The following is a 24,501-nucleotide window of genomic DNA, read 5'->3' as shown; positions in this document are numbered from 1 at the left end:
TGTTTGGTTTTTAAAATTATATATTTCTCTTTATTCTGTGTATTTTTTTAAGGAAAAATTAAATAAAGTAATAGTAGTTTGAAGTGATGTTAATTTTATTTTCGTTTAAAAATGTAACAATAATGAACTTTTTTCTACTAACTGAAGTGAAATTTAAAATTTTACATTGGTTTTGATGATAAATATTGTTGATTGATATGTGAAATTAATGAATTTTCAACTTGTTTAATTTTTTTAAATTATTGTAATGAAGAAAACTATCCTTTGTGGGGCATTGCTACTATCCCTTTCAATATCAGCACAGCAAAAAAAAGAATGGTGTGACTTTGATAATGAACAGAGAGTACACCAGAAACAGAATGCGGAAATTGATGAAATGGTTCGCAATATGCGTAACAAAATTATTAGCAGTAATCAAAATACTACTGCTAAAGGTGGAAGTGCATACAAAATTGTAAATGGAGTTTATGAAATTCCTGTTGTAGTACACGTAATAGCACCTACAGGAGCTGCTATTGGAACTACTTATAATAAGAGTGATGCACAAATTCAGGCGTGGTTGGATCATTGCAATCAAATGTATGCAGGTACTTATCAGTGGGCTCAGGGAATTCCCGCAGATTTTGGTACTGCAGCTACAATGCCGATTAAATTGGTGTTGGCTAAAAGGGATCCTAACTGTAATGCTACTACAGGTATTGTTAGATATAACGGGGGAGCTCTTACAGGATATGATACTTATGGGGTGAAACGTAGTGGTACAAATGGTGTTACTACAGATCAGATTAAATCAATTGCTCCGCACTGGTCTGAGGCATCTTACTTTAATATTTATATTATGAATAAAGTAGATGGTGGTGGAACATATGGTATTATGGGATGGGCAGGTCTGCCTCAAAATTCTGATGATAACTACGAATCGTTTATGAAATCTTTTGTAGTTACTTTACAGGATGATATTACATTAGCACACGAATTTGGACATAGTATGGGATTACTTCATACATTTGGTAATGCTAACGCTCAACCGCCACAAGGTACTACTTCTACTACCTACTGCCCGGCGATGACTTATAATGATTGTAATAAAGATGATGATCAGGTATGTGATACAGAAAGATCAAGAAGCTTACTGAATGATCCTGCACCTACTAACAATGATATGAATTATTGTACAGGAGCAAACTATCAGGGAGTACAGTATAACATGATGAATTATACCAATCCAATAGCATTTAAGTTTACCAATGGACAGCATGACAGGGCTGCTCTTTACTTCTTTTTAATGAGAGGATCTTTGAGTTCTTCATTAGGAGGAACAGCTCCATCTACTGCTGCTGCGATTGGAACGCCTATTGCTGCAACATGTAATCCCGCAGGTATTACTACAGCAGATGATTATTTTGTAGGACCAACTCTTGTAAAACTGGGAAGTATTAATAATGCAACTACTGGATATTGGCATAATAATGCTAGTTTTTATGAAGACTATACAGGAGCAAGCTGCCTGAAAGCTACATCAACTGAACTTTCATCAACGGGAACACATAACCTTCAGGTAAATGTATCAGGTTCAAATAATGAAATAAGAGTTTGGATTGACTATAATAATAATGGAACGTTTGAAGCTTCTGAACTTGTAGCTTCTGCTGATAATATTATAGCAGATCCAGCTACAGAAATAGGTACTTACAGTACTACAATTACAGCTCCAGCTTCAACGGTATTGAATACTCCATTAAGAATGAGAGTTCTGGTAGATGATGAGAATCCTAACATGACCCCTTGTGGACAATTAATGTACGGACAGGTTGAAGATTATACAGTGAAATTTGTTACTAACTTAGGAACAAACGAAGTGAAAGCTGATAATAGTGATTTGACAGTGTATCCTAACCCGGTAGCAACCGGAGATAAAATCTTCATTAAAGCTAAAAATGGTAAAAACCTGAAAGTTTCTATTTCTGATATGGCAGGAAGATTGGTAGCAAGCCAGTCTGCAACTGAAGAAGGAAATGGTATTTTCAAAGTAGATCAGCAGTTAGGAAAAGGAGTATATATGATTCAGGTTTCTAACGGAAAAGACTCTAAAACTTCAAAATTGATCATCAAATAAATTGATCAAATTTTAAAATAATATAAATGTCTCCATTTCAATGGGGACATTTTTTTATTCAATTCTAATGTATTTAAATCTGGGCTTTATGACTTTGTTCAGGAACTGTCCTTTAGATTTTGCCTTTCCGAACTTTTCTATGATATCAGAGGGTACTTTAAAATAGTCATAAACCGCTCCTGACTGATATATAATCCTCAATATTTCAGTATCCGGGAAATAGATGAAATGATGTACAACACTTGAAGGCATGCTACAGTTCATACAATAAATGTTCCTTATCATCAAAAATAAAAAGCTTCCGGTAATTCCGAAAGCTTCAAAGATGTGTTCCTGTAAAATAGTAGTTTATTTTTTCACGAATTTAAATTGATGAGTTTGGAAATTCCTGGTATTTATTTTTAATATATAACCACCTGGAATAAGTTGTGAGACATCAATTTTTGAATCAAACATTTCAGTTTTTACAAGTCGTCCGTCCATATTATAAATTTGGATAGATAATCCGTCATCAATGCCGGAAATACGAATGAAATCTGTCACAGGGTTCGGGAAGATCTGGATTTTATGTTGAGAAAGATCTGAAGTTCCCAATGTTGTGGTCTGTACGTCACCCGTCATGGTGGAATTTACCGCAGTAAGGTTTCCGCCACATTGTCCGTTAGTCATTACTGTATTTTCAACCCAGGTTCCGACGCTGTTGCCTGGTGGTATCGGAACAGAATTGTTTCCTGTTGAATTATAATAGATCAAATAAGGAGTCGTAAAAGTTCCATTGCCTTCATCACCAAGAAATTCCCATCTTGTAAGGGTGTTGTTCCATTGGATTTTAAATTCACAGGTGCCTAATCCATCACAATCTTGTCCGCCGTCAATAGGGGTCGTCATATAAATATTTTTGTTAAAAGCATCTACTCCGGTTTTGTTAAAAGTATATGTATTCGGCGGGCTGCTAAACAGATTAGGACATCCATTAAACGTTATGGTCTGTGCAAAAGCTGAGCTTCCGGCGAGCAGACATAATAAGTAAAGAATTTTCATAACCGTTAATTTTGTGATGGGAAAACTCCGGCCAATGCAATGATGCATTTCAGCGTGATAAAGGGAGGTCTGTTTTCATGAGGCTGGCTTCCTCCTGTGTTTCCTACCATTGTGCTTTTCATCGTAGTATTGGCCGCTGCGTCGGAATATTCTTTATCGAGAATTTTGGTGTCTGCCGGAAGATTATTTGTTGGTGAATTTTGATTTCCTTCCGCTGTTACGGCATTTACAGTATGATTGTGAGCTGGCATTTGTGTTATCAATAATGTTACACTTTCAGTTCCGCCGGTTTCTCCCATAGTGTAGTTTGTTGGCCCTCCAGGAGCCTGTCCGTTATGAACAAGAACTCTTCCCCTCATATCGGGTAAAGCAAATGTGGTTGTTCCATTTCCTCCATAAGTAGTTCCTAACAATGAAAAAAGTGCTTGATTTTGAGCGATAGGCAGGATCTGCCCATTACATTCTGCCCAGTATTTTGGTGCAAAATTATAAGGTACAAAGGCTATTTGCCCTAAAAATGGTTCTGATGCCTGAGCTTTTAAAGCAGGGGCAAATGCACCGCAGATCAGCAGTGTACATGCAAGAAATAAATTTTTCATGATGACAAGGTTTTAAGTAATATAAAATTAGAAAATATTTCACATATAATCAATTATAAAAATAAAAACCTTTCATTAATTTAATGAAAGGTAGATTTTATTAATGAAATATTAATTTTTTATAGATTTTTTCTCTAATGTTTAAATTGCTCAATAGCCAATGCAGATGATCATTAATTTTTCAGATTATCCTTAAAATCTTCAATTCTGAAATCTGTCAGAGCGTTTCCTTTTTCAATTTTCTCTTTGGAATACAACCTGAAATCATTTTCTGTTTTTTCTAAAAGATAATCGTAAGGCCCTATATGAGAAATTAATTTTACCAGAACCGGAGAGATTTCAAGACAGATGAACAGTCCCATAATAAAAGCTGCTGCCAATCCTATAATCGCTGAATTCTTACCCAGTTCATCCAGTGCCTGAAGTCTTGCTGCAAACCCATTGAATTTGTCCTCAAAAGTCTCTGTAGATTTTCTTTCTGTTTCCAGATTCGTGTATACCTTGGATATTTCTTTGTCTAAATATTCCAGTCTGGGAGCAGCTTGTTTTTGATAATTCTCAAGATCCTGTCTGCGTTGCTCTTTTAATTCCTGTTTACGTTTAGCATTCGGTCCGTAACCCTCTTTTCCACTGGTTAGACCCGATTGTTTTCCCAGGATTTCTTTTTCAAGTTCTACTGAAGCAGAATCATAGGATTTCTGATACTGTGCTATTTTTCCTGAAATCTGCTGTTTTTCGGTTTCAAAAGGCCCGCTCTGTTGAAGAATCCTTCCATTCATTTCACCCTGAAGCTGCTTTTTATTCCTTTGAATGATGGTATTCAACTGTTTATTTACCTCTTTCTCAAAAATTTTAAGCTCTAATGGTTTAGAAATAATAATCCCTAAAAATGTGGCTAGGATAAGACGGGGAATAGCCATCAGAATCTGATTCCACCATGTTCCTGTTTTTTTAATGGAAGAAACGATATAACGGTCAAGATTAAAAATCATCAATCCCCAAAGAATTCCAAATCCTATGGCTGCCCAAATGTTGTCAAAAACGGTATACATCGCATAGCCTGCAGATAAAGTGGCAAATACTGCGGTGAAAAGTACAATCCCCCCAATGCCGGAAAACTTATTCCATTCACTCGGAGTCTTTCTTAAGATATGGATGTTCCCGCCGGAACACACCATCAGAAACTTTTGGAACCAGTTTATTTTATGAGTCCCTTGATTTATAGTTTGTTGGTTTGTTTTCATAACTGAAAATTTATACAAAGGTAATACTAAAAATCATACCAATGTAAAAGATAGTATTATGTTTTACCAAGTAATTGAATGTGTTTTCGTAAAAAACTGTTTTTAAGACGATTAAATTTACTTTTTTGAAATTTTCAAAGAGAAGATCAAGATTACTTCAATCTATCCGGATTCTGTTTCAAAAAACTATCCCATCCGGAATATGATTTGGTATCTGCTATTGTTCCGGAATTAAAATGATGACATACGGCAACGGCAAGCCCGTCAGAGGCATCCAGGTATTTGGTAGGGAATTCTTTTAAATTAAGAAGATTCTGAAGCATCCCTGCCACCTGTTCTTTACTGGCGTTTCCGTTTCCGGTGATGGCCATTTTAATTTTTTTCGGAGAATATTCGGTGATAGGAATATTTCTGTAAAGGCTGGCAGCCATGGCAACTCCCTGTGCACGGCCAAGTTTAAGCATACTCTGTACGTTTTTTCCAAAGAAAGGAGCTTCAAGAGCAACTTCATCAGGATGAAACTCATCGATGAGAGACAGCGTTCTTTCAAAAATATATTTGAGCTTTGTTTCGTGGTTGGGATATTTTTTTAAGATCAGTTCATGGATAGAAACCATCTCCATTTTTCCTTTTTTTACGGAGATAATGCCAAACCCCATCACAGCTGTTCCCGGGTCAATACCTAAAATTATTTTCTCTGAAATCATTGCCCCAAAGATAGGACTTTCTGTGTTTTAAGCTGGAAAAAGTATTTGCAATGATTTTCGTTCATATTTAAAACTTTAGTAACTTTAAACAAAAATGATTATGAAAAATGTATTTAATGTACTCATTGTTCCTGTTTTTCTGTTCTGCAGCTTTCAGAAAGAAAATGGATTAACTCAAAAAAGGCAATCGCTTTCAGAAACTGTGGCAAGAAAAGGCGATAGGATTATTTATTTGTTTTTCAAGGCAGATAAAGATCAATCAGGAAATGCAAAAATTACCCTGCAAAGTTCTAAAATTACGGATGGCAGGTTGAAACACACCCCTTATTTTGAAAGAAATGGAGTGGATAAGGGAGATCTTATCATCACATTGACAGAGTCCGGTGGGAAAGAAGTTGCCAAACAGCTTGTAAAAGATCCTTTTAATCCTGAATTGGAAGTGTATGAAAAAGAAGGTATTTCCCGACATAAAGCTTCCCTTCAAAGCGCGGAATTCAGTGCCCGTTTTTCCTATTCTGAAAATGTTCAGACTATAAAGATTGAAAAGGCAACTGATGATGGAGCACAACTATTATTCACACAAAAACTATAATTATGAAAAAAGTTTTATTATCCCTTTTAATAGGAAGCAGCTGTTTTGCCCAGTCATTTGAGACTGTTCCTCTTTTACAGAACGGAGACAACAGTAAGCGGGTTGTGATTGCTGTGTTAGGAGACGGGTTTACCGCTGCACAGCAGGCTGCTTTCACAACATCAGCTCAGAATACGGTCAACTATCTTTTTACAAAAAGTCCCTATACAGAATATAAAAATTATTTTAATGCCTATGCGGTAAAAGTGATTTCTACAGAATCAGGAGTGAAGCACCCGGGAACTGCCACAGATGTTACTGAACCCGTAATTCCTGTAACCAATCCTAATAACTATCTTGGTTCTACCTTCGATGTTGGAGTTCACAGATGTATATACAGTAATACAACCAATAAGGTAGGGCAGGTTTTGGCGGCCAATATCCCGGATTATGATATCACCTATGTATTGGGCAACTCTACGGAATACGGAGGTTGTGGAGGTACCTATGCCTTTGCTTCCTTAAATGGTTCTTCTAATGAAATTGTGGTACATGAGCTAGGACATTCCTTTGGTAAATTAGCTGATGAATATTGGTTTTCAGGTACATTGGAATCCGCAAATAAAACCCAAAACTCCAATCCTGCGACGATCAAATGGAAAAATTGGGTAGGATTAAACGGGGTAGGTGTCTATGCTCATGCTGAAAGCCCAACATGGTTCCGTCCGCATCAGAGTTGTGAGATGAGATATCTTAACCAGCAGTTTTGCTCCGTATGCAAAGAAGCAATTATCGAAAAAATCCATAGTTTAGTGTCTCCTGTAGATTCCTATACACCGGCAAATAACACTTCAGTAGATGCCACATCAAATGTTACTTTCACGGTCACTGAAATTCTTCCTATTCCTAATACATTGGTCAACACCTGGACATTAAATGGAACAGCTTTGGGGGCTACAGGAAATAGTGTTACCATTACTCCCGGACAACTTAACAATGGAAATAATACTTTGACATTTTCGGTCGTAGATAATAACCCGCTTTTAAAAGTTGATAATCACAGCACCCTTCATGTTACCAATGTTTCCTGGACTCTGAGTAAATCAACTCTTAAACTTTCAGAAGTAAAAGCTGAAGAAAGACGTTTCAGTATTTATCCGAATCCTACAGATGGTGAATTTTTCATTAAAGGGAAACAGGATTTTTCAAAAGATGTAAAAATAGAAATCTATGATACTTCCGGAAAATTGATTCCATCCAGATTTGAATTCAAAGATGCCGGGATAAGAATTGATATTAAAAACTTTCCGGCAGGTACTTATCTGCTGAATGTAAAAGAAAACAAAAATCTGATTCTCTCTCAGAAAATCATAAAAGAATAAATTTGAACTTAACCGGCTCCTGCAGCCGGTTTATTTTTCCAGTTTCTTCTCTGCTATAGGCACCCATTGTCCATCGTGGCGGAGAAGTATTATTTTATCAACTAAGAATTTAGTTTTGTAATCCTTTGTTTCATATTTTTCCCAGGCTTTAAGATAATTTTCCCAACTCAGATCTCTGTAGCCTACAGTCATATGTGGGCTAAAAGAATAAGGGACAAAATTAAAATACTCTTTTACCCTATGATAAAGCTCAGTTAAATGAATATTTGCTTTTGGCTGAATATAGAGTACAGGATTTTTAGGATTAGGAAAGCTTCCAAAGCCATCCAGTTCTACTTCAAAAGGGTTGATTTCCGTATTGATCTTCTGAAAAGCAATATGAATATCGTCCTCCATTTCAATTTCTCTGGAAAAGGGAGGGAATAGTGTAATATGGGCTTCATTTTTCAAAGCCTTGGAATTGGCATAATTCATTACCAGATCTCTTTTAAAGGCTTTTATTTCTTCAATAATCTCCTGAGGAGGATAAATGGCTATGAAGTACATTTTTTTCATAAGACAAATTAAAAGTTTTTACATTAAATTTATATACATAAGAAAATTATGCATATGTTTGCAATGTATAAATCATTCTATGAAAAAGAATAGTCTTTATAAAGGTACCCTGCAGAATATTATTTTGAAGCTTCTTTCAAAAGAAATCAAAATGTACGGATATCAGATTACTCAAAGGGCAAAAGAACTCACGGAAGGTGAGCTTGAAATGACGGAAGGAGCACTTTATCCATTATTGCACAAACTGGAGGGTGACGGAATGATTATTTCTGAAATTCAGAAAATCAACGGAAGAGACCGTAAATATTATCTGCTGACTGAAAAAGGGAAAAAACAACAGGAAGAAAAAGAGACTGAGATGAAAAGCTACTTATTAAACCTACAAACCATATTCAATTTATGATAACGGAGGAACAGGAAAATAAAATTACAGATTATCTGGTAGCTCAACAGCTCTCATTGGATATTCTGGTAGAAATCAGAGACCATATGATCAGCCAGATTTCAGATCTTCAGTATAAAGAGAATATCAGTTTCGAGGAAGCTTTCTTACAGATAAAAGAATCCTGGAGTGGAGAATTTAAATTAGTTAACTATCTGCTATTCTATCCAACGACAATCCCTTTGATTGCCAAAAAGATTATACAGGAAAAATATGCCGGACTTTTCAGAAAATCTTTAATAATAGGATTGCTGGCTTTAGGAATTAATTTATTGCTGATTTTTACAGCACAAAACCAGGAAGTTTATAATATATTTTTTAAACTGCTTAACGGATCATTTTTATTGGGATCAGTATTGATATTGGTTTTTAATTATAAGATCTGGAAATACCTGAAAGCAGATTTCAAATACAAGGAAAAAAGCCTTTATACAATGTATCAGCAGAATATAGGATTATTGGTTGTTTGTGCTTCTTCAATGGTACAGATTGTAATGAAGAACGGGACTTATGCTTATCAGTTTTTCAGAGAACACAATCATTCTGAAGTTGCTCTGACCTTAATTACATTGATCTTCCCTTTCATATTGCAGACGGCACTTGTTTTTGCTGTATTCAATTTTATGGAACACAAAAAGAATTTAGTGAAAATGCAGGAATTCCTTAAACCCGCATAAATAGCACGTTATTCAACTAGTGTTGTGATCTTAGCTGCGTAAGAGTGTTCTCAAGATGATCTGTAATCTTTTTTACTTCAATATGAGGTCTGAAGATAACTCCTTTTCCCTTTTCTTCATCGGCAATATTAGAAAGGATGATTACTGAAGTTTTGGTGTCGGGATAATAGATATTTAATGAAGGGGAACCTTTTATATAACCGCTGTGGAAATAAGAATTGGGTTGGCCAATATTAAGCATGATGCCGTAAGCGTAGCCCATCTTTCCAAAGATTGCATGACGTCTTTCTGCGCTTTTTGCCATGAATAGCTTCTGCGTTTCTGGTTTTAAAATTTTCCCACCATACAAAGCATTGTTCCATGAATGAAGATCCTGAATAGTGGATAATATTCCACCAGCCGGAGTTCCTATTTCCTGTCCGCCTAATCTTTTCGGCATATTGGGAACTTCCTGAAATCTAGCAGGTGTACCGAGATAAGCACTGGCAAAGTTATTTCCTTTAAAAGTATCTCCGGTTGAAGAATGGTTCATTCCTGCTTTTTGAAAAAGTTCCTGAACGTTTTCAGCATATGATCTTCCGGAAACTTTTTCCACAATCTTTCCAAGGGTATTGAATCCGTCGTTGGAATAGAAGAAGTCAGAACCGCTTTTAAACATAAGCTTTCCTCCCACCATATTTAACCCTGAAGTATGGTTCAATAGCTGATGAATTGTAATGTTTTCATATTCTTTGATCTGGAATTCCTTTAAATATTTTGAAACTTTATCTGTCACGTTCAGTTTTCCCTGTTCCATTTGAAGTAATACCAAAACAGCGGTAAACTGCTTGCTTACAGAACCTATGGCAAAAATGGTATTACTGTCAATTTTAGTTTTCTTTTTAAAATCAGAATATCCGTTTTCTCTTCTGTAAAGGGATATGGTGTCTTTAAAAACAGCAATACTTCCATTGAAATGGTACTTTTTGAAAGCAGAATCAATCTGTTGTTCTAAAAGTGTTTTCTGAAAAGCGGCAACAGTAGAATCGATAATGGCTTTTTTATCAACAGGAGAAGCCTTTGGAGCCTCAGTTGTTGTACAGGAAAATAAAAAACAGAATAGAGTCAGGAATACTAAATTTTTGATCACAGGTGTTGTATTTTTATATGATGGTTGTTACCCTTAAAGATACTAAAATATCCAGGAGCATTTAGGGATGCAAATTGCGTGCTAGGACGGGCTTTGGATCAATTTAATATTAAATTTAATAATTCTTTAGCAGGTATTTTTAATACATTTGATATAGAAATGTATCACAAAGTATGAATGAACACTTGAAAAATGATTCAGCAAACATCGGATACCTGCTGAATATCATCAAAGAACAGGGAACGGATTATCTGAACTCTATTGAAGACAGATCAACATCGGTAATCAATAACAATCTAAACACTCTATTGGAAAAACAGGAACTCCCGGAATCAGGATTAGGAGCAGAAGAGGCTTTGCGGATTTTCAACGAAAAATTTGAACCGATCATGGTGGGTTCCGGAGGGCCCCGATACTGGGGATTTGTGACGGGAGGTGCTACACCGGCATCGGTAGCTGGTGACTGGCTGGCGACGGTTTATGATCAGAATACCCAGTCTGTAAAAGGACAGGGAGATATTTCCGCAACCATAGAAATGGAAACCGTACAGCTTTTGCTAAAACTTCTTAAGCTTCCGGAAAGTTTCTTTTGTGGTTTTGTATCAGGAGCTACAATGTCTAATTTTACCTGTTTGGCTGTGGGCCGTCAATGGCTGGGAAAAGAGCAGGGAAGAGATATTGCGAAAGAAGGCATTTCGGGAACAGTAAAGATACTCACAGCGACTCCTCACTCTTCTTCTATAAAATCATTGTCATTATTAGGACTGGGAAGCGCCAATATTATTAAGATTAAAACGGAAGAAGGAAACCGGGAAGCCATCCATATCAAGGATCTGGAAGAAAATATTCTAAAGCTTGATGGGGAGTCATTTATATTGATTTCAAGTGGAGGAACAGTAAATACGGTGGATTTTGATGATTTCAAAGCGATCAGCAAATTAAAAGAAAAATACAATTTCTGGTGGCACATCGATGCCGCTTTTGGTGGTTTTGCAGCTTGTTCAGAAACCCATCATCATCTTGTGGAAGGTTGGGAATATGCCGACAGTATCACAGTAGATTGTCACAAATGGCTGAATGTACCTTATGAAAGTGCCGTATTTTTCATTAAAGAGCAATATAAAATTTTACAGATAGAAACTTTTCAGAATTCAAATGCCCCTTATCTGGGAGATCCGTTGGATAATTTCAACTATTTAAATTTCCTTCCTGAAAACTCAAGAAGATTAAAGGCGCTTCCTGCATGGTTCTCTCTTATGGCTTATGGTAAAAAGGGGTATCAGGAGATTGTGGATAAGAATATATCATGGGCGAAACAGTTTGGACAGCTGATTGAAAACAGTCATGATTTTAAACTGCTGGCTCCGGTAAGACTGAACACAGTTTGCTTTACATTGAAAGATGATGCAAAGCAGGATGCGGTAGGACGATTTCTTGAAAAGCTAAATAATACAGGAAAAGTCTTTATGACCCCTACTTTTTATAATCAGCATAAAGGAGTAAGAGCTGCTTTTGTAAACTGGATGACTAGTGAAAACGATATCAGACAGGTATTTGATCTGATGAATGAAATCATTACTGAAATACAATAATCTATTGAAAAGCCTGTGAAGATTTATCCACAGGCTTATTTTGACAGCAGATCACAAAACCAGAAAACATATTCGCCGTCTTCTTCTTCAGCAGAGGTTTTAGGTTTAGGATAAGTTTTTTTAACTGTTTCCCCGATTTCAAAGTGTACCGGATTTTTGAAAATAGGTCCATCAAAAGTGAAGGTGTGAAACTCACCGTTTTCTCCGCATGGATCTACATTTTCAGGAAGATCATCTATAAATTTCTGATCAATGATTCGTCCTGCAAAGCTTTTATCCAGATAAGTTCCGTTTACACAGGTTACAATGGTTTTAAAACCAAGCTCTAAAAATTCATGGATGAGGTTGGAGGTATCTTGTTTCCAGAGGGGAAATAGAGCCTTCATACCGATGGCATTTAATTGGTCTTCCCTGTATTTTCGCAGATCTTCCAGGAAAATATCACCAAAAACGGAATGGGTAATCCCCTGAGCCTGAATTCCGGCCATTGTTTTGCTCATGATTTGCTGGTATTCTTCCATTGATGGTTCTTTAGGAAGCTCCATTTTAATTAACGAAATCCCGAGGCTTTCGGTCTGTTTTTCCAACAGAGAAACATGAACACCATGCATGGAAATCCTTTGAAATTCTTCATTAATACTTGTAAGCAAAGTAGAAATTTCATATTGATCTGCCTGTAGTATTTTATAAAGAGCAAGCGCAGAATCTTTTCCGCTGCTCCAGTTGAATAAAGCTTTTGGTTTCATTTTAAAAATAAAAATCTCCCAAAAGTAAGGAGATTTTGTGGGTTAATAATTTTTGTTTTGAATTTCTTTGATCGGAACAAATCCACCATTGAAGTAATCTATCTTCATTTCAAAAGGATAGGCTGGATTGCTCATAATCAGAACACCAATGGCACCAAAGAATGCAGCTCCAGTCAGCATCATACTTCCCGCATTGGGATTCGACCTTATTTTACCAATAAAATAATAATCATTATCTCTTTTTACTGCCTTGGTAAAAAGGTTTTCTATGGAAAGGTAGATGTATGGTTCTCCTTTATACACGATAGCATAGATATTGTCTTTTTTGATTTCTTTTTCTTTGCCGTCTGCCATTTCATAGATTCTTACAATTTTTGGAGCATTACCGTAGAATTTGACATTTGCGATTTCTTGGTCCGGCTGTTGATTCTTTAAAGAGTTATAGTTTTTATATACTCCATCTTTCAGTTGAGGTGAATTGTAAAAACTGATTGACTGCTTGGCGGTATTATCAAAGTTCTTTACTTGTTCAATGGTATAAGAATTGGTTGTTTCTAGCTTTTTAGATGCGTTTTTACTGATGAAATCTACGAGCATTTCGCTTCCTTTTTCAAGTGTTTTTGTGGTAACATCAGTTGCTTTGATATCAATTACTGTATCGGTCTGATCCATCAAAGAGTAAGTTCCATCACTGTTTTTTGAAAACAGAAACCCCTGAAAATAGCAGTAGCCATGCTCGCTGAGTTTGGCAGTAACCTCCGCAAAGTATAATTGTTTCAGGTACAGAACCATCGTTCCATCTTCGGTATCATCTCCATTGATGCTGTTCAGGATACTTTGAAATTGGCTTGATATACTGGAGGTGGGAATCACTTTAGCTTTGGCATTCAGCATTCCCTGCTGTACAATTCCTAAAGAAGTGGTATCTTCTCTTTTATCAATAAGTGTTATCATTTTATAGTAGCTTTTCTCTACTTTGTGGCTGGGTAGGGTGATGGTAAATGGTTCAGTGCGTTTTTGACCCCATAAAGTAGATGTAAGGCAAATGATGGTTAAGAACAGGAATTTCTCAAAATTATTTTTCATAGTTCTCTTTTTCATTGTTAATTAGTTTTTAAAATTAAAAATACAAAAAAACCTCAAAGAATTTCTTTGAGGTTTGATTTATAAAAAATGTATGCCCAATTACGGTTTACATATTTCTTCTGTATTTACCACCCACTTCAAATAAAGCGTTGGTAATTTGTCCTAGAGAGCAGTATTTTACAGCATCCATCATCACTTCAAATAAGTTTTGCTGGTTGATGGCTGCATGTTGAAGTTGTTTCAGAGCTTCTTCAGATCTGTCGTCATTCGCTTGCTGGAAGTTGTGTAGAGATTCAATCTGTGATTGTTTTTCTTCTTCAGTAGAACGAATAACTTCTCCTGGTAAAACAGTTGGTGAGCCATCTTTTCCTAAGAATGTATTTACCCCGATAATCGGATATTCACCGGTGTGCTTCAACCATTCATAATGCATAGATTCTTCCTGGATTTTTGAACGCTGATACATCGTTTCCATGGCTCCAAGAACACCACCTCTTTCAGTAATTCTGTCAAATTCTGTATATACAGCTTCTTCCACAAGATCCGTTAATTCTTCAATGATAAATGATCCCTGAAGCGGATTTTCGTTTTTAGCCAGTCCTAATTCTTTATTGATGATCAACTGAATTGCCATCGCTCTTCTTACAGATTGCTCAGTAGGAGTCGTGATCGCCTCATCATAAGCATTGGTGTGAAGTGAATTACAGTTATCATAGATCGCATAAAGCGCCTGAAGAGTTGTTCTGATGTCATTGAAATCAATTTCCTGAGCGTGAAGAGAACGTCCTGAAGTTTGAATGTGATATTTTAGCATCTGGCTTCTTTCGTCAGCTCCGTATTTTAATTTCATAGCTTTTGCCCAGATTCTTCTTGCTACACGTCCGATTACCGAATACTCAGGGTCGATACCATTGGAGAAGAAGAAAGATAAGTTTGGTGCAAAATCATTGATGTCCATTCCACGGCTTAAGTAATATTCCACATAAGTGAAACCGTTGGCCAGGGTGAATGCCAATTGAGAAACTGGGTTTGCTCCTGCTTCAGCAATATGATATCCTGAAATGGAAACAGAGTAGAAGTTTCTTACTTTCTCTCGGATGAAATATTCCTGAACGTCGCCCATGAGTCTAAGGGCAAATTCAGTAGAGAAGATACACGTATTCTGAGCCTGGTCTTCTTTTAAGATATCAGCCTGAACGGTACCACGAACGGTAGCAATCGTTTTAGCTTTAATTTCTGCGTATACATTTGCAGGAATTACTTCATCACCCGTTAATCCTAAAAGCTGTAATCCTAAACCATTATTGGATGGAGGAAGTTCGCCTTTATATTTTGGTCTTTCTAAACCTTTATCGTCAAATTTCTCCTTAAGTTTAGCCTCTACTTTAGCTTCTAAACCGTTTTCTTTGATATATTTTTCAACATTCTGATCAATGGCAGCATTCATAAAGAAAGCCAATAGCATCGGTGCAGGACCGTTGATCGTCATGGAAACCGAAGTCAGTGCATTAACCAGATCAAATCCGGAATACAGTTTTTTAGCATCATCCAACGTCGCGATAGAAACTCCTGCATTTCCGATTTTACCATAAATATCCGGTGGTAAAGCAGGATCCTGACCATATAAAGTTACCGAGTCAAATGCTGTGGATAAACGTTTTGCAGGCATTTCTGCAGAAACATAATGGAATCTTCTGTTGGTTCTTTCGGGACCTCCTTCTCCAGCAAACATTCTTGTCGGATCCTCACCGGTTCTCTTGAACGGATAAATTCCTGCTGTATAAGGGAAACTTCCCGGAAGGTTTTCCTGTCCTTTCCATTGGATCAGATCACCCCAGTCATTGTATTTTGGTAATGCAATTTTTGGAATTCTCAAATGAGATAAGGATTCTGTAGAAGTTTCCACCTTAATCTCTTTTCCTCTTACAAAATAAGAGTAGAATTCTTCCTGGAAAGCTTTTTTAGTATCATCCCATGTCTTCAGGAAGTCGATATTATCCTGTTGAAGATGTTTTTCTGCCTTTTGATATTCAGCCTCTAACACCTCATTGGAAATTATTTTTTTTACGCCTTCAATATGATACATTGTTCTGGCCAGCTCAGCCTGTTTTTCGATATTGATGTCGTATTGCTTGTTGTTTTCAACAATTTCAGAAAGGTAACGAACTCTTTTTGGAGGAATAATTGTTACTTCGTCTGTGATTTCCTGTTCTACGAATGTATTTAGTTTTAAATCAGCAAACTTTTCGTTTACTTTAGAAACCAATCTGTTGTAGAGTTCCGTTGTTCCGTGGTCATTAAACTGAGATGCTTTTGTAGCATATACAGGCATATCTTCTAATGGACTTTCCCATAAAAGGTGGTTTCTCTGGAACTGTTTTCTTACCGCCTGAAGAGCATCAAGAGCCCCTCTTTTGTCAGATTTATTTAATGCGACAAGATCCGCATAGTCCAACATGTCGATTTTTTCCAGCTGTGTAGACGCTCCATATTCAGGAGTCATTACATACATAGAAACATCGGCAAAATCTGATACTTCTGAACCAGACTGCCCGATCCCTGAAGTTTCAAGGATGATAACATCAGGATGAGCCAGTTTCAGTACATTCAAAGCAGAATGAATGAATGGAGAAACGGAAACGTTATTTTCTCTCGTTGCCATAGAACGCATATACACTCTAGGATCATTGATCGCGTTCATACGGATTCTGTCTCCTAATAAAGCCCCTCCGGTTTTCTTTTTTGAAGGGTCAATAGAGATAATGGCAATTTTCTTATTAGTATTTGAACGTAAGAAACGTCTTACCAATTCATCTGTTAAAGAAGACTTACCAGCTCCTCCAGTACCTGTAATACCAATAATTGGAATGGTTAAATCTTTAGACTTTTCGTCAATTGCTTTTACAAGCTCAGGTTTTTCTTCTGAGAAGTTTTCAACAGCAGAGATAATACTGGCGATGCTTGTTGAGTTTTCAAAACTGATGGCATCCAGGTCTTCTGCAGTTACATCTTTTCCTGTCGCAAAATCTGATCTGTGCACAAGATCATCAATCATTCCCTGAAGACCAAGTTCACGACCGTCATCCGGAGAATAAATTCTGTCTATTCCATAAGACATCAGATCTTTGATCTCTTCCGGAAGGATTACACCGCCACCACCGCCAAAAATTTTGATCTGTGGTGAATTTTTTTCTCTCAACAGGTCGTAGATATATTTGAAATATTCTGTGTGACCTCCCTGATATGAAGTTAATGCAATAGCATTGGCATCTTCCTGGATTGCTGTATTTACAACTTCCTCTGCTGATTTATCGTGTCCTAAATGGATCACTTCGCATCCTGTTCCCTGAATAACACGACGCATAATATTGATCGCAGCATCATGCCCATCAAATAATGAGGCAGCAGTTACGATTCTTACCTTGTTGGTTGGAGTATATTTTTGGGTTTCCATAAAAATTCTAGAAAGTTTCTAAGTTTTCAAATATAACAATAAAAAAAGAACCATGTGTTTGATTTTATTCTTTTGATTGTCAATTGATTGTTTGTGTTTATTTAATTATATATCCCCTTTTTGAGCGGGATACTTTGAAAGTTGGGAAACCACAGAGTTAAAACAAGTTGCAGTGACTTCGCTTTCAAAGTTCCTCATCTTTACATTCTCAAATTAAATTCTCTACTTTTGCAGAATATTTTTACAGACATGCAAAAAGCTTTGATGTACTTTGGATTAGGAACCGTAATTAGCTTCCTGATCAACTATTTCTTTTTAAGTTCAGAGAATATCGGACTGGATATTTATTATGCTGTTGCCTTTGGTTCTGCCTGGGGACTTGCTTATTATCTTGATACACCCAATTTTTCACTACCTAAGAAATTAGGACTGTCTTTTATAGGAATGGGAATTCTTGTTCTTGTAGGAGCTTTAATTTTTAATCTTGAATTGGCAATTCCATCTATCCTGAAATTTTCTACCGTTTTCGTTGCGTATTATTTATTTGCGAGTTTCAGAGGGAATAAATCCCTTAGAAATTAATGAAGCATAATAAAGCTTAAGTACATCAGTATCATAAACATCAGAAGTAATCCGATATAGTTAATAATAAATAATAAGGAACCTTTGAGTATGCTTATTCTTTTTTTTGTTTCATATACCCTGTGATGTGCTACAAAGAAATAGATCGTCATATAGACTGCCAGTGCTATACAGGCTAAAACATATAACAGGGTAAGTATATTATTTTCAGGAAGAAAGCTTACTATCTTTTCTCCTACTATAAATACTAATATTCCTAATAAAAGGAAAGAGAAATAGTGAAGGGTAAATATACCGTGGTCAAAGTACCACCATTTTTTCTTGTTATGGAACAGCCATAAAAAGAATGCAAATATAGGAAGGTATACAAAGAGCGCTTTAGGAATCGTATGAATGAAATTGTCTTTATATTTTTCCCAGATCTGATGTTTGCTGTATCCTTCTTCCTTTAAAGAAAAAGCTTTTTCTGCCAGGGGTCTCGCTAATGAATATACCCCTGTTTTATCCTTTGCAAGTATAGAATCATACTGTTTTATTGTATAGGCATTCATAATAGACTCTTCTTTCGTATCGAACGTACGGTCAAAAAGTTCAGTCTTTTCTCGGGTGTCTTTAATTTTTAGGGTATCCAAAGTTTTTAAAGTATCCAACACCTTTTGAGTATTTGTTGCTACTTCATGGGACAGAACGCCTTCTTTTTGTAAATCTTTTACAATGTCTTGTGAAATTTCTTTTGGCTTTTTTGCCTTTGTTTCTTTTTTTATCTGGCTTGGTCTTTCTGTTTCTTCTTTGGCATGAGGTAAGATGTTGGGTAGAAAAAATGTAATGAAGCTTATGAATATGTACAGCTTTACAGGAGCAACATACAATTGTCTTTTACCAGCCAGATATTCTTTGGTAAGTGTCCCCGGACGGGTAAACAGATACTGCATAGTTTTCCAGAACTGCCCGTCATAATGGGTGAAATCCTCAATGAAATGAGTAAAGAGAAAATGAAAGGGCTGTCTGCTTTCAATATTTTCCTGTCCGCAGTGTGGGCAAAATCTTTCATCAACCTGATGTCCGCAGTTCAGGCAGGTTTTATCATCTCTTAGTTTTCCGTGGCTCATGGATTATGAAATATGATTGACACAAATATAATTATTTCAGCGAAACTGTAATTATATTAATGTCTTTTACGGAAATCTTTAAAGTAAATTTAATAAAAGAAAGAGTTGAGGGAATGAACTCTTTGCTGTATCACTTGTGTTTTTAGAATCTTCTGAGCGTTTTTTTCATCGCCACAACATTTTACAAGATGCATGCCAAATTATAATAGTGTTAAAATCTATTGATATAGGGGTGTGTAACCATGATTATATAGATAAAATAAAATATGTTTTTGGGTTACAAAAATAATGTGTACCTTTGCACACCCTTTTAGGGGTAAATTATGTTTAATCTTTAACTAAAACGTGTGAATACATTAAGTTACAAAACTGTTTCAGCGAACAAAGCTACTGCGAATAAAGAATGGGTTGTGGTAGACGCTGAAGGACAGCCGTTAGGTAGACTAGCTTCTACGGTTGCAAAGATTTTGAGAGGTAAGCACAAAACGAACTTTACACCTCACGTAGATTGTGGTGATAACGTTATCGTTTTGAATGCTGGGAAAATTACACTTTCCGGAAACAAGTGGGCTGATAAGACTTATATCTGGCATACAGGATACCCTGGTGGACAGAAGTCTATGACTGCGGCTGAACTTCAAAAGAAAGATTCTTTAAAGGTATTAGAGAAGTCTGTAAAAGGTATGTTGCCTAAAAACAGATTAGGATCTGCTATCCTTAAGAACCTTTATTTATATGAAGGAACTGAGCACAAACATGAAGCTCAACAGCCTAAAACAATTAATGTTAACGAATTTAAATAATTAATTATGTCTATAGTTCACAAAATCGGAAGAAGAAAAACTTCTGTAGCAAGAGTTTATGTAAGACCAGGTTCTGGTGTTATTACAGTAAACGGTAAAGATGCTAAAGAATATTTCTCTACAGACGTGATGGTTTATAAATTGAACCAACCGTTTATCCTTTCTGAGACTGTTGGCCAGTATGACGTTACCGTAAACGTATTCGGTGGTGGTAATACAGGTCAGGCAGAGGCTATCAGATTGGGTATTTCAAGAGCTTTATGCGAAATCAACGCTGAATTCAGATTAGCATTGAAACCAGCTGGTTTACTTACAAGAGACGCAAGAATGGTGGAAAGAAAGAAGCCAGGTCAGAAAAAAGCAAGAAAGAGATTCCAATTCTCAAAACGTTAATTTCGGGATTCAGGATATCAGGCACAAGATTCAAGACTTTGCTCTCAGATCTTGGCTCATGGTTCTTGGTTCTATTTTATCTAAACAAAAAAATTGCCCGTTACGTTTAGCATCCAAACGCTTCTCCCATCTAAAGAAGTTGTTGATTGTTTAAAAGACGGAAAGTAAACTAACAAAAACAGAAAACATGGCAAAAGCAAATGTAAAAGACCTTTTAGAGGCTGGCGTACACTTCGGTCACATGACTAGAAAGTGGAACCCAAATATGGCTCCATACATTTTTATGGAGAAAAACGGTATTCACATTGTAGACTTACATAAAACAGCAGTTAAATTAGATGAAGCTTGCAGCGCTTTAGAAAAATTAACTTCTGCAGGTAAAAAAGTTCTTTTCGTAGCTACTAAGAAGCAAGCGAAAGAAGTTGTTGCAAAACACGCTTCTGAACTTAATATGCCTTATATTACAGAAAGATGGCCAGGAGGTATGTTAACGAATTTCGTTACTATCAGAAAGGCTGTAAAGAAGATGAATGCTATCGACAAAATGAAAAAAGACGGTACGTTCGAAACTTTATCTAAAAAAGAAAGATTACAAGTTGACAGACAAAGAGCTAACTTAGAAAAGAACTTAGGTTCTATCTCTGACATGGTTCGTCTTCCTTCTGCAATCTTCGTTGTAGATATCTTGAGAGAACACATCGCTGTAACTGAAGCTAAGAAATTAGGTATTCCAGTTTTCGGTATTGTTGATACAAACTCTGACCCTAGAAAAGTTGATTTCGTTATCCCAGGAAACGATGATGCTTCTAAATCTATCGATATGATCTTGAGCATTGTTTCAGAATCTATCAAAGAAGGTCAGTCTCAAAGAAAAGCTGATAAAGAAAAATCTAAAGAAGAAGGAGAAGTAGTATCTGCTGATAAAGATGCTGACTTCGATGCAGAATAATTAAAGATTTTCTTTACTATAGGAAAAACGCTGGATTTCGATCCAGCGTTTTTTTTTTGTTTATAACTAAGGTTTTTTAGGGCATACCGTTAATTCAGGGAAATCAGGATCTGTTGTTGGTACAACGACTCCAATTCTGCATACGCCGCTGCAGCACATTTCTCCCATTTCTATATTACAGCCGTCTATACAACTTCTGTATCCTCCTTTGATGGTTCTTAGCTCACTTCTTGAGACTTTTTTTAAATTTTTCATGGTTTTAGTTTTAGCTTTTTTCCTACTCTATATGCTTTTCGGATACCGCAATTATATTTCTAAATATATGGAAATATTTTTATGTGTATGATTTACAATGAGATATTTTTTATTTTACTTCGTTTAAACTTTTAATAATGGGATTTTGTGATCGCTTTTAAAGCGATGAAATGAGTCTGTTCAGACGACTTTAACGTTTTTAGTTGGTTTAGAATAAGAAAGAACATTAAAAATAAAAACCCACAGAAATCTGTGGGTCATATTTTAGTTTGAAAGCTTTATAGAATATGAGGTTGTGACAAACTTTGTAGACTGATAGGTCGAGTTACAAATAAGTCCGGATAATCTGTAGTTTTGATTTTTAGGAACCATTGTATATCCTACTTTTCCAGAGCCGATAGGGATTTTCTTGAAGAAATTATTTCCGCTTACCGTAAGTACCATGTTGCATGGAGATTTGTTTTCTACTGAAATGGAGGTTCTGGGATTTTTCGGATCATCATTGTTAAGAAGATCATTAAGAACGTCTGCTGTTTCCGGTTTATAGGTCTTTATAAGTTCGTTATATTCTCTTTCCGTATTGGCTCCGTTACCTGAATTACTGGTAGAGGAAGGGTAGGAGGTTCTTACCGGATAACTGCCATAATTTACATTACAGCTGGCAAGGATCATTGAAATCCCGGCAAAAACTAATAGTCTTTTCATACTAGTTTACTTTTTGGTTTTTCTTTTTTTCGAAGACTTCTTTACTTTGGCAGGTTCCTTTTTGGAGGGTTTTGCTTCTGTGTCAAGGAGTCTTGGATTATCAATCGTTACAAATATACTTTTTTTAATGTCTTTCTGGGAGATGTATTTCATATCGCAGATATTGCTGTTGAGCATATATGAACCCTTATTGATCACAATGAAATTTTCTCCGTGAGCGGGAACGGCAAGATTGTAATAATCTTTTCCTTCAATCCTCAGTACAATATTGCAGTCTGAATTATTTTTGAATAAGAGTATTGCTTCCTTGCGGGTAATATCTTCATTGAACATTGCATTCAGAAGTTTCACCGTTTTTTCTTTGTGCTCAGCAGAGGTTTCAGCGATGAGCTTTTTAAACTCCTCAGCATCATCTGAATGAGGTTTTCTCATGATACTTTTAGGAATATCGGAGATAATAGGCCTTGCTTCCATCGGCTTGGCTGTACGGGCTCCTTTTGTCCATTCTGCGTTTTTTAAAGCGATAAGCTTAGGTTTTAGCACGCTTTTCTTTGGATCATCAGGATGGGTGTTCTTAATATACTCTTCAATTTCTTTAATATCAATGCTTTTCAGGATGTCATTACCTCCTTTATTCTGAGCAGATATTGAGTTGGGGAACAAAAATGTGAAGAATAAAAAGAAAACAGGGAAAAGTTTTTTTTTCATCAATTATTATTTTACTTCATCAGCTTATCCGGAATTTAATGTAAGTAATTGTTTTTCCTTTCGCTGAGAAAAGTTCTTCATAATAGGTTTTAATGTCTCTAAGGTGCTCCGTATCAGGGTCATATTCTGGTGCTCCGTAGATATCATGATGGGCACTAATGATTTCATAGCCAGCCCCCTGCAGATATCCCAGTGTATATCCATGTAAAAATTCTGAATCAGTTTTTAAATGAATAATACCGCCAGGCTTCAGAAACTTTTTGTATCGGTTTAAGAAATCAGGGTGAGTCAATCTGTGCTTTGTTCTTCTGTATTTGATCTGTGGATCCGGGAATGTAATCCAGATTTCATCTACTTCATTTTCAGCAAAAAAATGATCAACAAGCTCGATCTGTGATCTCAAAAAAGCCACATTATTCATGTTGCTGTCTACCGCTTCTTTAGCTCCAAACCAGAATCTTGCCCCTTTAATATCAATTCCGATAAAGTTTTTTTCAGGAAATGTTTTTGCGAGTCCTACAGAATATTCTCCTTTTCCACAACCTAATTCCAATACAATTGGATTGTCATTTTTGAAGAAATTTTCTCTCCATTTTCCCTTAAGTTCAAAACCTTGTAAGGCATCTTCCCTTGTAGGTTGGATTACATTTGGTAATATTTTGTTTTCTGCAAATCTTGCTAATTTATTCTTGCCCATTGAGTTATAAAATGAGTGCAAAAATAGTGAAAATTTATGGAGAATCTCTGTCTTTTGAAAGTAAAAGACAGAGAGATAATCCGTGTATGATTGTAGCTACTGGCTTCCTAAAGCCACCATAATAGGTCTTTCAATTGTTTTTTGTGAAGCATATTGAGCACCACAAACCAGGCTGGTGAAAAGATACTGGCCTTTTTCTATAACAATTGAACCTTCACCCTGAGCAGGTACTGCCAGTCTGTACTTGGTTGTACCTACACCTTCCATTCTTACAATGATATTACAATCTGATTTATTTTGAATCAGAACAATACATTCTTTAGAATTGGGGTCATTATCAAACAAAGAGTTGAGGATTTTTACCGTTTTATTTTTGTGCTCTATGGGAGATACAGTCATAAGCATATTGAATTCTTCTGCTTCAGTATTGGGAATTGCTGTATTGGCTGAAGCATTTACAACAAATGTATTCTGTGCGGTGCTCGGAGTATAAGCAGTGCTAGGCTGTTTTGCAGCTAATTCGGCCTTGTATTTGGCAATTTGCTTCTGCTTGATGATCGCATTCATTTCATCAAAGGTGATCTTTGTGGAAGGTCTTCTCCTTAGCATGGCAAGCATTTCCTGCATATCTTTTACTTTCTGATCGGCTGGATGTGCATCTTTGATGTATTCTTTCATCATATCCATTACCCTTGGTTTCAGAACAGATCTCCGCGGATCATCAGGATGGGCATCTCTTAAGAAGGCATTGATTTCATAGATATTCTTACTTTTCAGAATATTACTATAGTCTTTCCCTTTTTTTTGAGCAGACATAGTAAAGAAAAACATACAGCAAAGAAGTAAAAGTACTTGTTTCATTAATTAATATTAAGTTAAAAAATAGGTGCTTCTCTCTTAATTTGCGTTTTGGGTTGGTTAGTTTTTATTTGGATAACGAAATACAAGTGTTTTTATTT

26 protein-coding genes are annotated in these 24,501 nt (G+C 36.1%); 10 read left to right on the top strand and 16 right to left on the bottom strand.

Annotated elements, in window-relative coordinates; translation table 11 throughout:
* The first annotated feature begins 247 nt into the window (after positions 1-247).
* A complete protein-coding gene (locus ACTJIP_RS19800; RefSeq protein ID WP_440704987.1) occupies positions 248-2,116 on the top strand; it encodes a GEVED domain-containing protein in 1,869 nt (622 codons plus the stop codon).
* A gap of 54 nt (positions 2,117-2,170) precedes the next feature.
* Here the strand turns inward: ACTJIP_RS19800 and ACTJIP_RS19795 are convergent, their stop codons facing one another.
* The 5 genes from ACTJIP_RS19795 to ruvC form a co-directional block, all read right to left on the bottom strand.
* Entirely contained in the window at positions 2,171-2,368 is a 198-nt protein-coding gene (locus tag ACTJIP_RS19795) for a KTSC domain-containing protein (protein WP_077418774.1), read from the bottom strand.
* A 96-nt stretch (positions 2,369-2,464) separates the two neighbouring features.
* On the bottom strand, positions 2,465-3,157 hold the full coding sequence (locus ACTJIP_RS19790; protein ID WP_077418775.1) for a T9SS type A sorting domain-containing protein: 693 nt from the start codon (positions 3,155-3,157) through the stop codon (positions 2,465-2,467).
* A 5-nt stretch (positions 3,158-3,162) separates the two neighbouring features.
* Entirely contained in the window at positions 3,163-3,756 is a 594-nt protein-coding gene (locus tag ACTJIP_RS19785; protein ID WP_077418776.1) for a phage tail protein, read from the bottom strand.
* 173 nt (positions 3,757-3,929) lie between these two features.
* Positions 3,930-5,000, bottom strand: coding sequence for a DUF4407 domain-containing protein (locus ACTJIP_RS19780; protein WP_077418777.1), 1,071 nt, complete (start codon positions 4,998-5,000; stop codon positions 3,930-3,932).
* A gap of 152 nt (positions 5,001-5,152) precedes the next feature.
* Positions 5,153-5,707, bottom strand: a complete 555-nt coding sequence (ruvC, locus tag ACTJIP_RS19775; RefSeq protein WP_077418778.1) for a crossover junction endodeoxyribonuclease RuvC — start codon at positions 5,705-5,707, stop codon at positions 5,153-5,155.
* A 100-nt stretch (positions 5,708-5,807) separates the two neighbouring features.
* Here ruvC and ACTJIP_RS19770 point away from each other — a divergent pair, with 100 nt between their 5' ends.
* Together ACTJIP_RS19770 and ACTJIP_RS19765 are read left to right on the top strand one after the other, a co-directional pair.
* The gene (locus tag ACTJIP_RS19770; protein ID WP_139348585.1) at positions 5,808-6,299 is read left to right on the top strand and encodes a hypothetical protein; all 492 of its coding nucleotides are present in this window, start codon (positions 5,808-5,810) and stop codon (positions 6,297-6,299) included.
* 2 nt (positions 6,300-6,301) lie between these two features.
* Positions 6,302-7,660 carry a T9SS type A sorting domain-containing protein gene (locus ACTJIP_RS19765; RefSeq protein WP_077418780.1) on the top strand — a complete coding sequence of 453 codons (1,359 nt, stop codon included), beginning with the start codon at positions 6,302-6,304 and terminating at the stop codon, positions 7,658-7,660.
* 30 nt (positions 7,661-7,690) lie between these two features.
* On the opposite strand, the gene ACTJIP_RS19760 is transcribed toward ACTJIP_RS19765, so the two are convergent.
* Entirely contained in the window at positions 7,691-8,215 is a 525-nt protein-coding gene (locus ACTJIP_RS19760; protein ID WP_180564713.1) for a 2'-5' RNA ligase family protein, read from the bottom strand.
* A 79-nt stretch (positions 8,216-8,294) separates the two neighbouring features.
* Here ACTJIP_RS19760 and ACTJIP_RS19755 point away from each other — a divergent pair, with 79 nt between their 5' ends.
* Together ACTJIP_RS19755 and ACTJIP_RS19750 are read left to right on the top strand one after the other, a co-directional pair.
* Entirely contained in the window at positions 8,295-8,618 is a 324-nt protein-coding gene (locus ACTJIP_RS19755; protein ID WP_047385914.1) for a PadR family transcriptional regulator, read from the top strand.
* Positions 8,615-9,334, top strand: coding sequence for a hypothetical protein (locus ACTJIP_RS19750; protein WP_077418782.1), 720 nt, complete (start codon positions 8,615-8,617; stop codon positions 9,332-9,334). Before ACTJIP_RS19755 ends, ACTJIP_RS19750 begins: the two co-directional genes overlap by 4 nt.
* 16 nt (positions 9,335-9,350) lie before the next feature.
* Here ACTJIP_RS19750 and ACTJIP_RS19745 read toward each other — a convergent pair whose 3' ends face one another.
* Positions 9,351-10,463, bottom strand: coding sequence for a serine hydrolase domain-containing protein (locus ACTJIP_RS19745; protein ID WP_077418783.1), 1,113 nt, complete (start codon positions 10,461-10,463; stop codon positions 9,351-9,353).
* A 173-nt stretch (positions 10,464-10,636) separates the two neighbouring features.
* Between ACTJIP_RS19745 and ACTJIP_RS19740 the strand changes: the two genes are divergently transcribed.
* Positions 10,637-12,055, top strand: a complete 1,419-nt coding sequence (locus ACTJIP_RS19740; protein ID WP_219071853.1) for a pyridoxal phosphate-dependent decarboxylase family protein — start codon at positions 10,637-10,639, stop codon at positions 12,053-12,055.
* Positions 12,056-12,090: 35 nt separating this feature from the next.
* On the opposite strand, the gene ACTJIP_RS19735 is transcribed toward ACTJIP_RS19740, so the two are convergent.
* From ACTJIP_RS19735 to ACTJIP_RS19725, 3 genes are all read right to left on the bottom strand, one after another.
* The gene (locus ACTJIP_RS19735) at positions 12,091-12,801 is read right to left on the bottom strand and encodes a diphthine--ammonia ligase (protein WP_219071852.1); all 711 of its coding nucleotides are present in this window, start codon (positions 12,799-12,801) and stop codon (positions 12,091-12,093) included.
* Between the two features lie 42 nt (positions 12,802-12,843).
* Entirely contained in the window at positions 12,844-13,902 is a 1,059-nt protein-coding gene (locus ACTJIP_RS19730) for a hypothetical protein (RefSeq protein ID WP_440704986.1), read from the bottom strand.
* Positions 13,903-13,993: 91 nt separating this feature from the next.
* Positions 13,994-17,341, bottom strand: a complete 3,348-nt coding sequence (locus tag ACTJIP_RS19725) for a methylmalonyl-CoA mutase family protein (protein ID WP_219071849.1) — start codon at positions 17,339-17,341, stop codon at positions 13,994-13,996.
* A gap of 249 nt (positions 17,342-17,590) precedes the next feature.
* Here ACTJIP_RS19725 and ACTJIP_RS19720 point away from each other — a divergent pair, with 249 nt between their 5' ends.
* Positions 17,591-17,923: a hypothetical protein gene (locus ACTJIP_RS19720; RefSeq protein ID WP_077419348.1), complete on the top strand. Its 333-nt coding sequence runs from the start codon at positions 17,591-17,593 to the stop codon at positions 17,921-17,923.
* Here ACTJIP_RS19720 and ACTJIP_RS19715 read toward each other — a convergent pair.
* On the bottom strand, positions 17,920-19,032 hold the full coding sequence (locus ACTJIP_RS19715) for a DUF3667 domain-containing protein (RefSeq protein WP_440704985.1): 1,113 nt from the start codon (positions 19,030-19,032) through the stop codon (positions 17,920-17,922). The two genes, ACTJIP_RS19720 and ACTJIP_RS19715, sit on opposite strands and share 4 nt — an antisense overlap.
* 347 nt (positions 19,033-19,379) lie before the next feature.
* On the opposite strand from ACTJIP_RS19715, the gene rplM reads away from it, so the two are divergent.
* The 3 genes from rplM to rpsB all read left to right on the top strand — a co-directional run bounded on the left by rplM (position 19,380) and on the right by rpsB (position 21,177).
* Positions 19,380-19,835: a 50S ribosomal protein L13 gene (gene rplM, locus ACTJIP_RS19710; protein ID WP_047385928.1), complete on the top strand. Its 456-nt coding sequence runs from the start codon at positions 19,380-19,382 to the stop codon at positions 19,833-19,835.
* A 6-nt stretch (positions 19,836-19,841) separates the two neighbouring features.
* Positions 19,842-20,228, top strand: coding sequence for a 30S ribosomal protein S9 (rpsI, locus tag ACTJIP_RS19705; RefSeq protein ID WP_047385930.1), 387 nt, complete (start codon positions 19,842-19,844; stop codon positions 20,226-20,228).
* Positions 20,229-20,415: 187 nt separating this feature from the next.
* Positions 20,416-21,177, top strand: a complete 762-nt coding sequence (gene rpsB, locus ACTJIP_RS19700) for a 30S ribosomal protein S2 (RefSeq protein ID WP_047373581.1) — start codon at positions 20,416-20,418, stop codon at positions 21,175-21,177.
* A 66-nt stretch (positions 21,178-21,243) separates the two neighbouring features.
* Here the strand turns inward: rpsB and ACTJIP_RS19695 are convergent, their stop codons facing one another.
* The 5 genes from ACTJIP_RS19695 to ACTJIP_RS19675 all read right to left on the bottom strand — a co-directional run bounded on the left by ACTJIP_RS19695 (position 21,244) and on the right by ACTJIP_RS19675 (position 24,403).
* Positions 21,244-21,432 (bottom strand): bacteriocin-like protein, encoded by a 189-nt coding sequence (locus tag ACTJIP_RS19695; protein WP_139348586.1) that lies wholly within the window; start codon positions 21,430-21,432, stop codon positions 21,244-21,246.
* 264 nt (positions 21,433-21,696) lie between these two features.
* Positions 21,697-22,137 carry a DUF6759 domain-containing protein gene (locus ACTJIP_RS19690; RefSeq protein WP_077418788.1) on the bottom strand — a complete coding sequence of 147 codons (441 nt, stop codon included), beginning with the start codon at positions 22,135-22,137 and terminating at the stop codon, positions 21,697-21,699.
* A 6-nt stretch (positions 22,138-22,143) separates the two neighbouring features.
* A complete protein-coding gene (locus ACTJIP_RS19685; RefSeq protein ID WP_440704984.1) occupies positions 22,144-22,845 on the bottom strand; it encodes a DUF6759 domain-containing protein in 702 nt (233 codons plus the stop codon).
* A gap of 19 nt (positions 22,846-22,864) precedes the next feature.
* Complete coding sequence (gene trmB, locus ACTJIP_RS19680; protein WP_440704983.1) at positions 22,865-23,542, bottom strand: tRNA (guanosine(46)-N7)-methyltransferase TrmB; 678 nt, start codon at positions 23,540-23,542, stop codon at positions 22,865-22,867.
* A gap of 96 nt (positions 23,543-23,638) precedes the next feature.
* Positions 23,639-24,403 (bottom strand): DUF6759 domain-containing protein, encoded by a 765-nt coding sequence (locus ACTJIP_RS19675; protein ID WP_440704982.1) that lies wholly within the window; start codon positions 24,401-24,403, stop codon positions 23,639-23,641.
* Positions 24,404-24,501 lie beyond the last annotated feature (98 nt).

The organism is Chryseobacterium sp. 22543 (assembly GCF_052044565.1).
In the GTDB taxonomy this organism is placed as follows: Bacteria; Bacteroidota; Bacteroidia; order Flavobacteriales; family Weeksellaceae; genus Chryseobacterium.
This window is presented reverse-complemented; position numbering and strand designations above follow the sequence as displayed.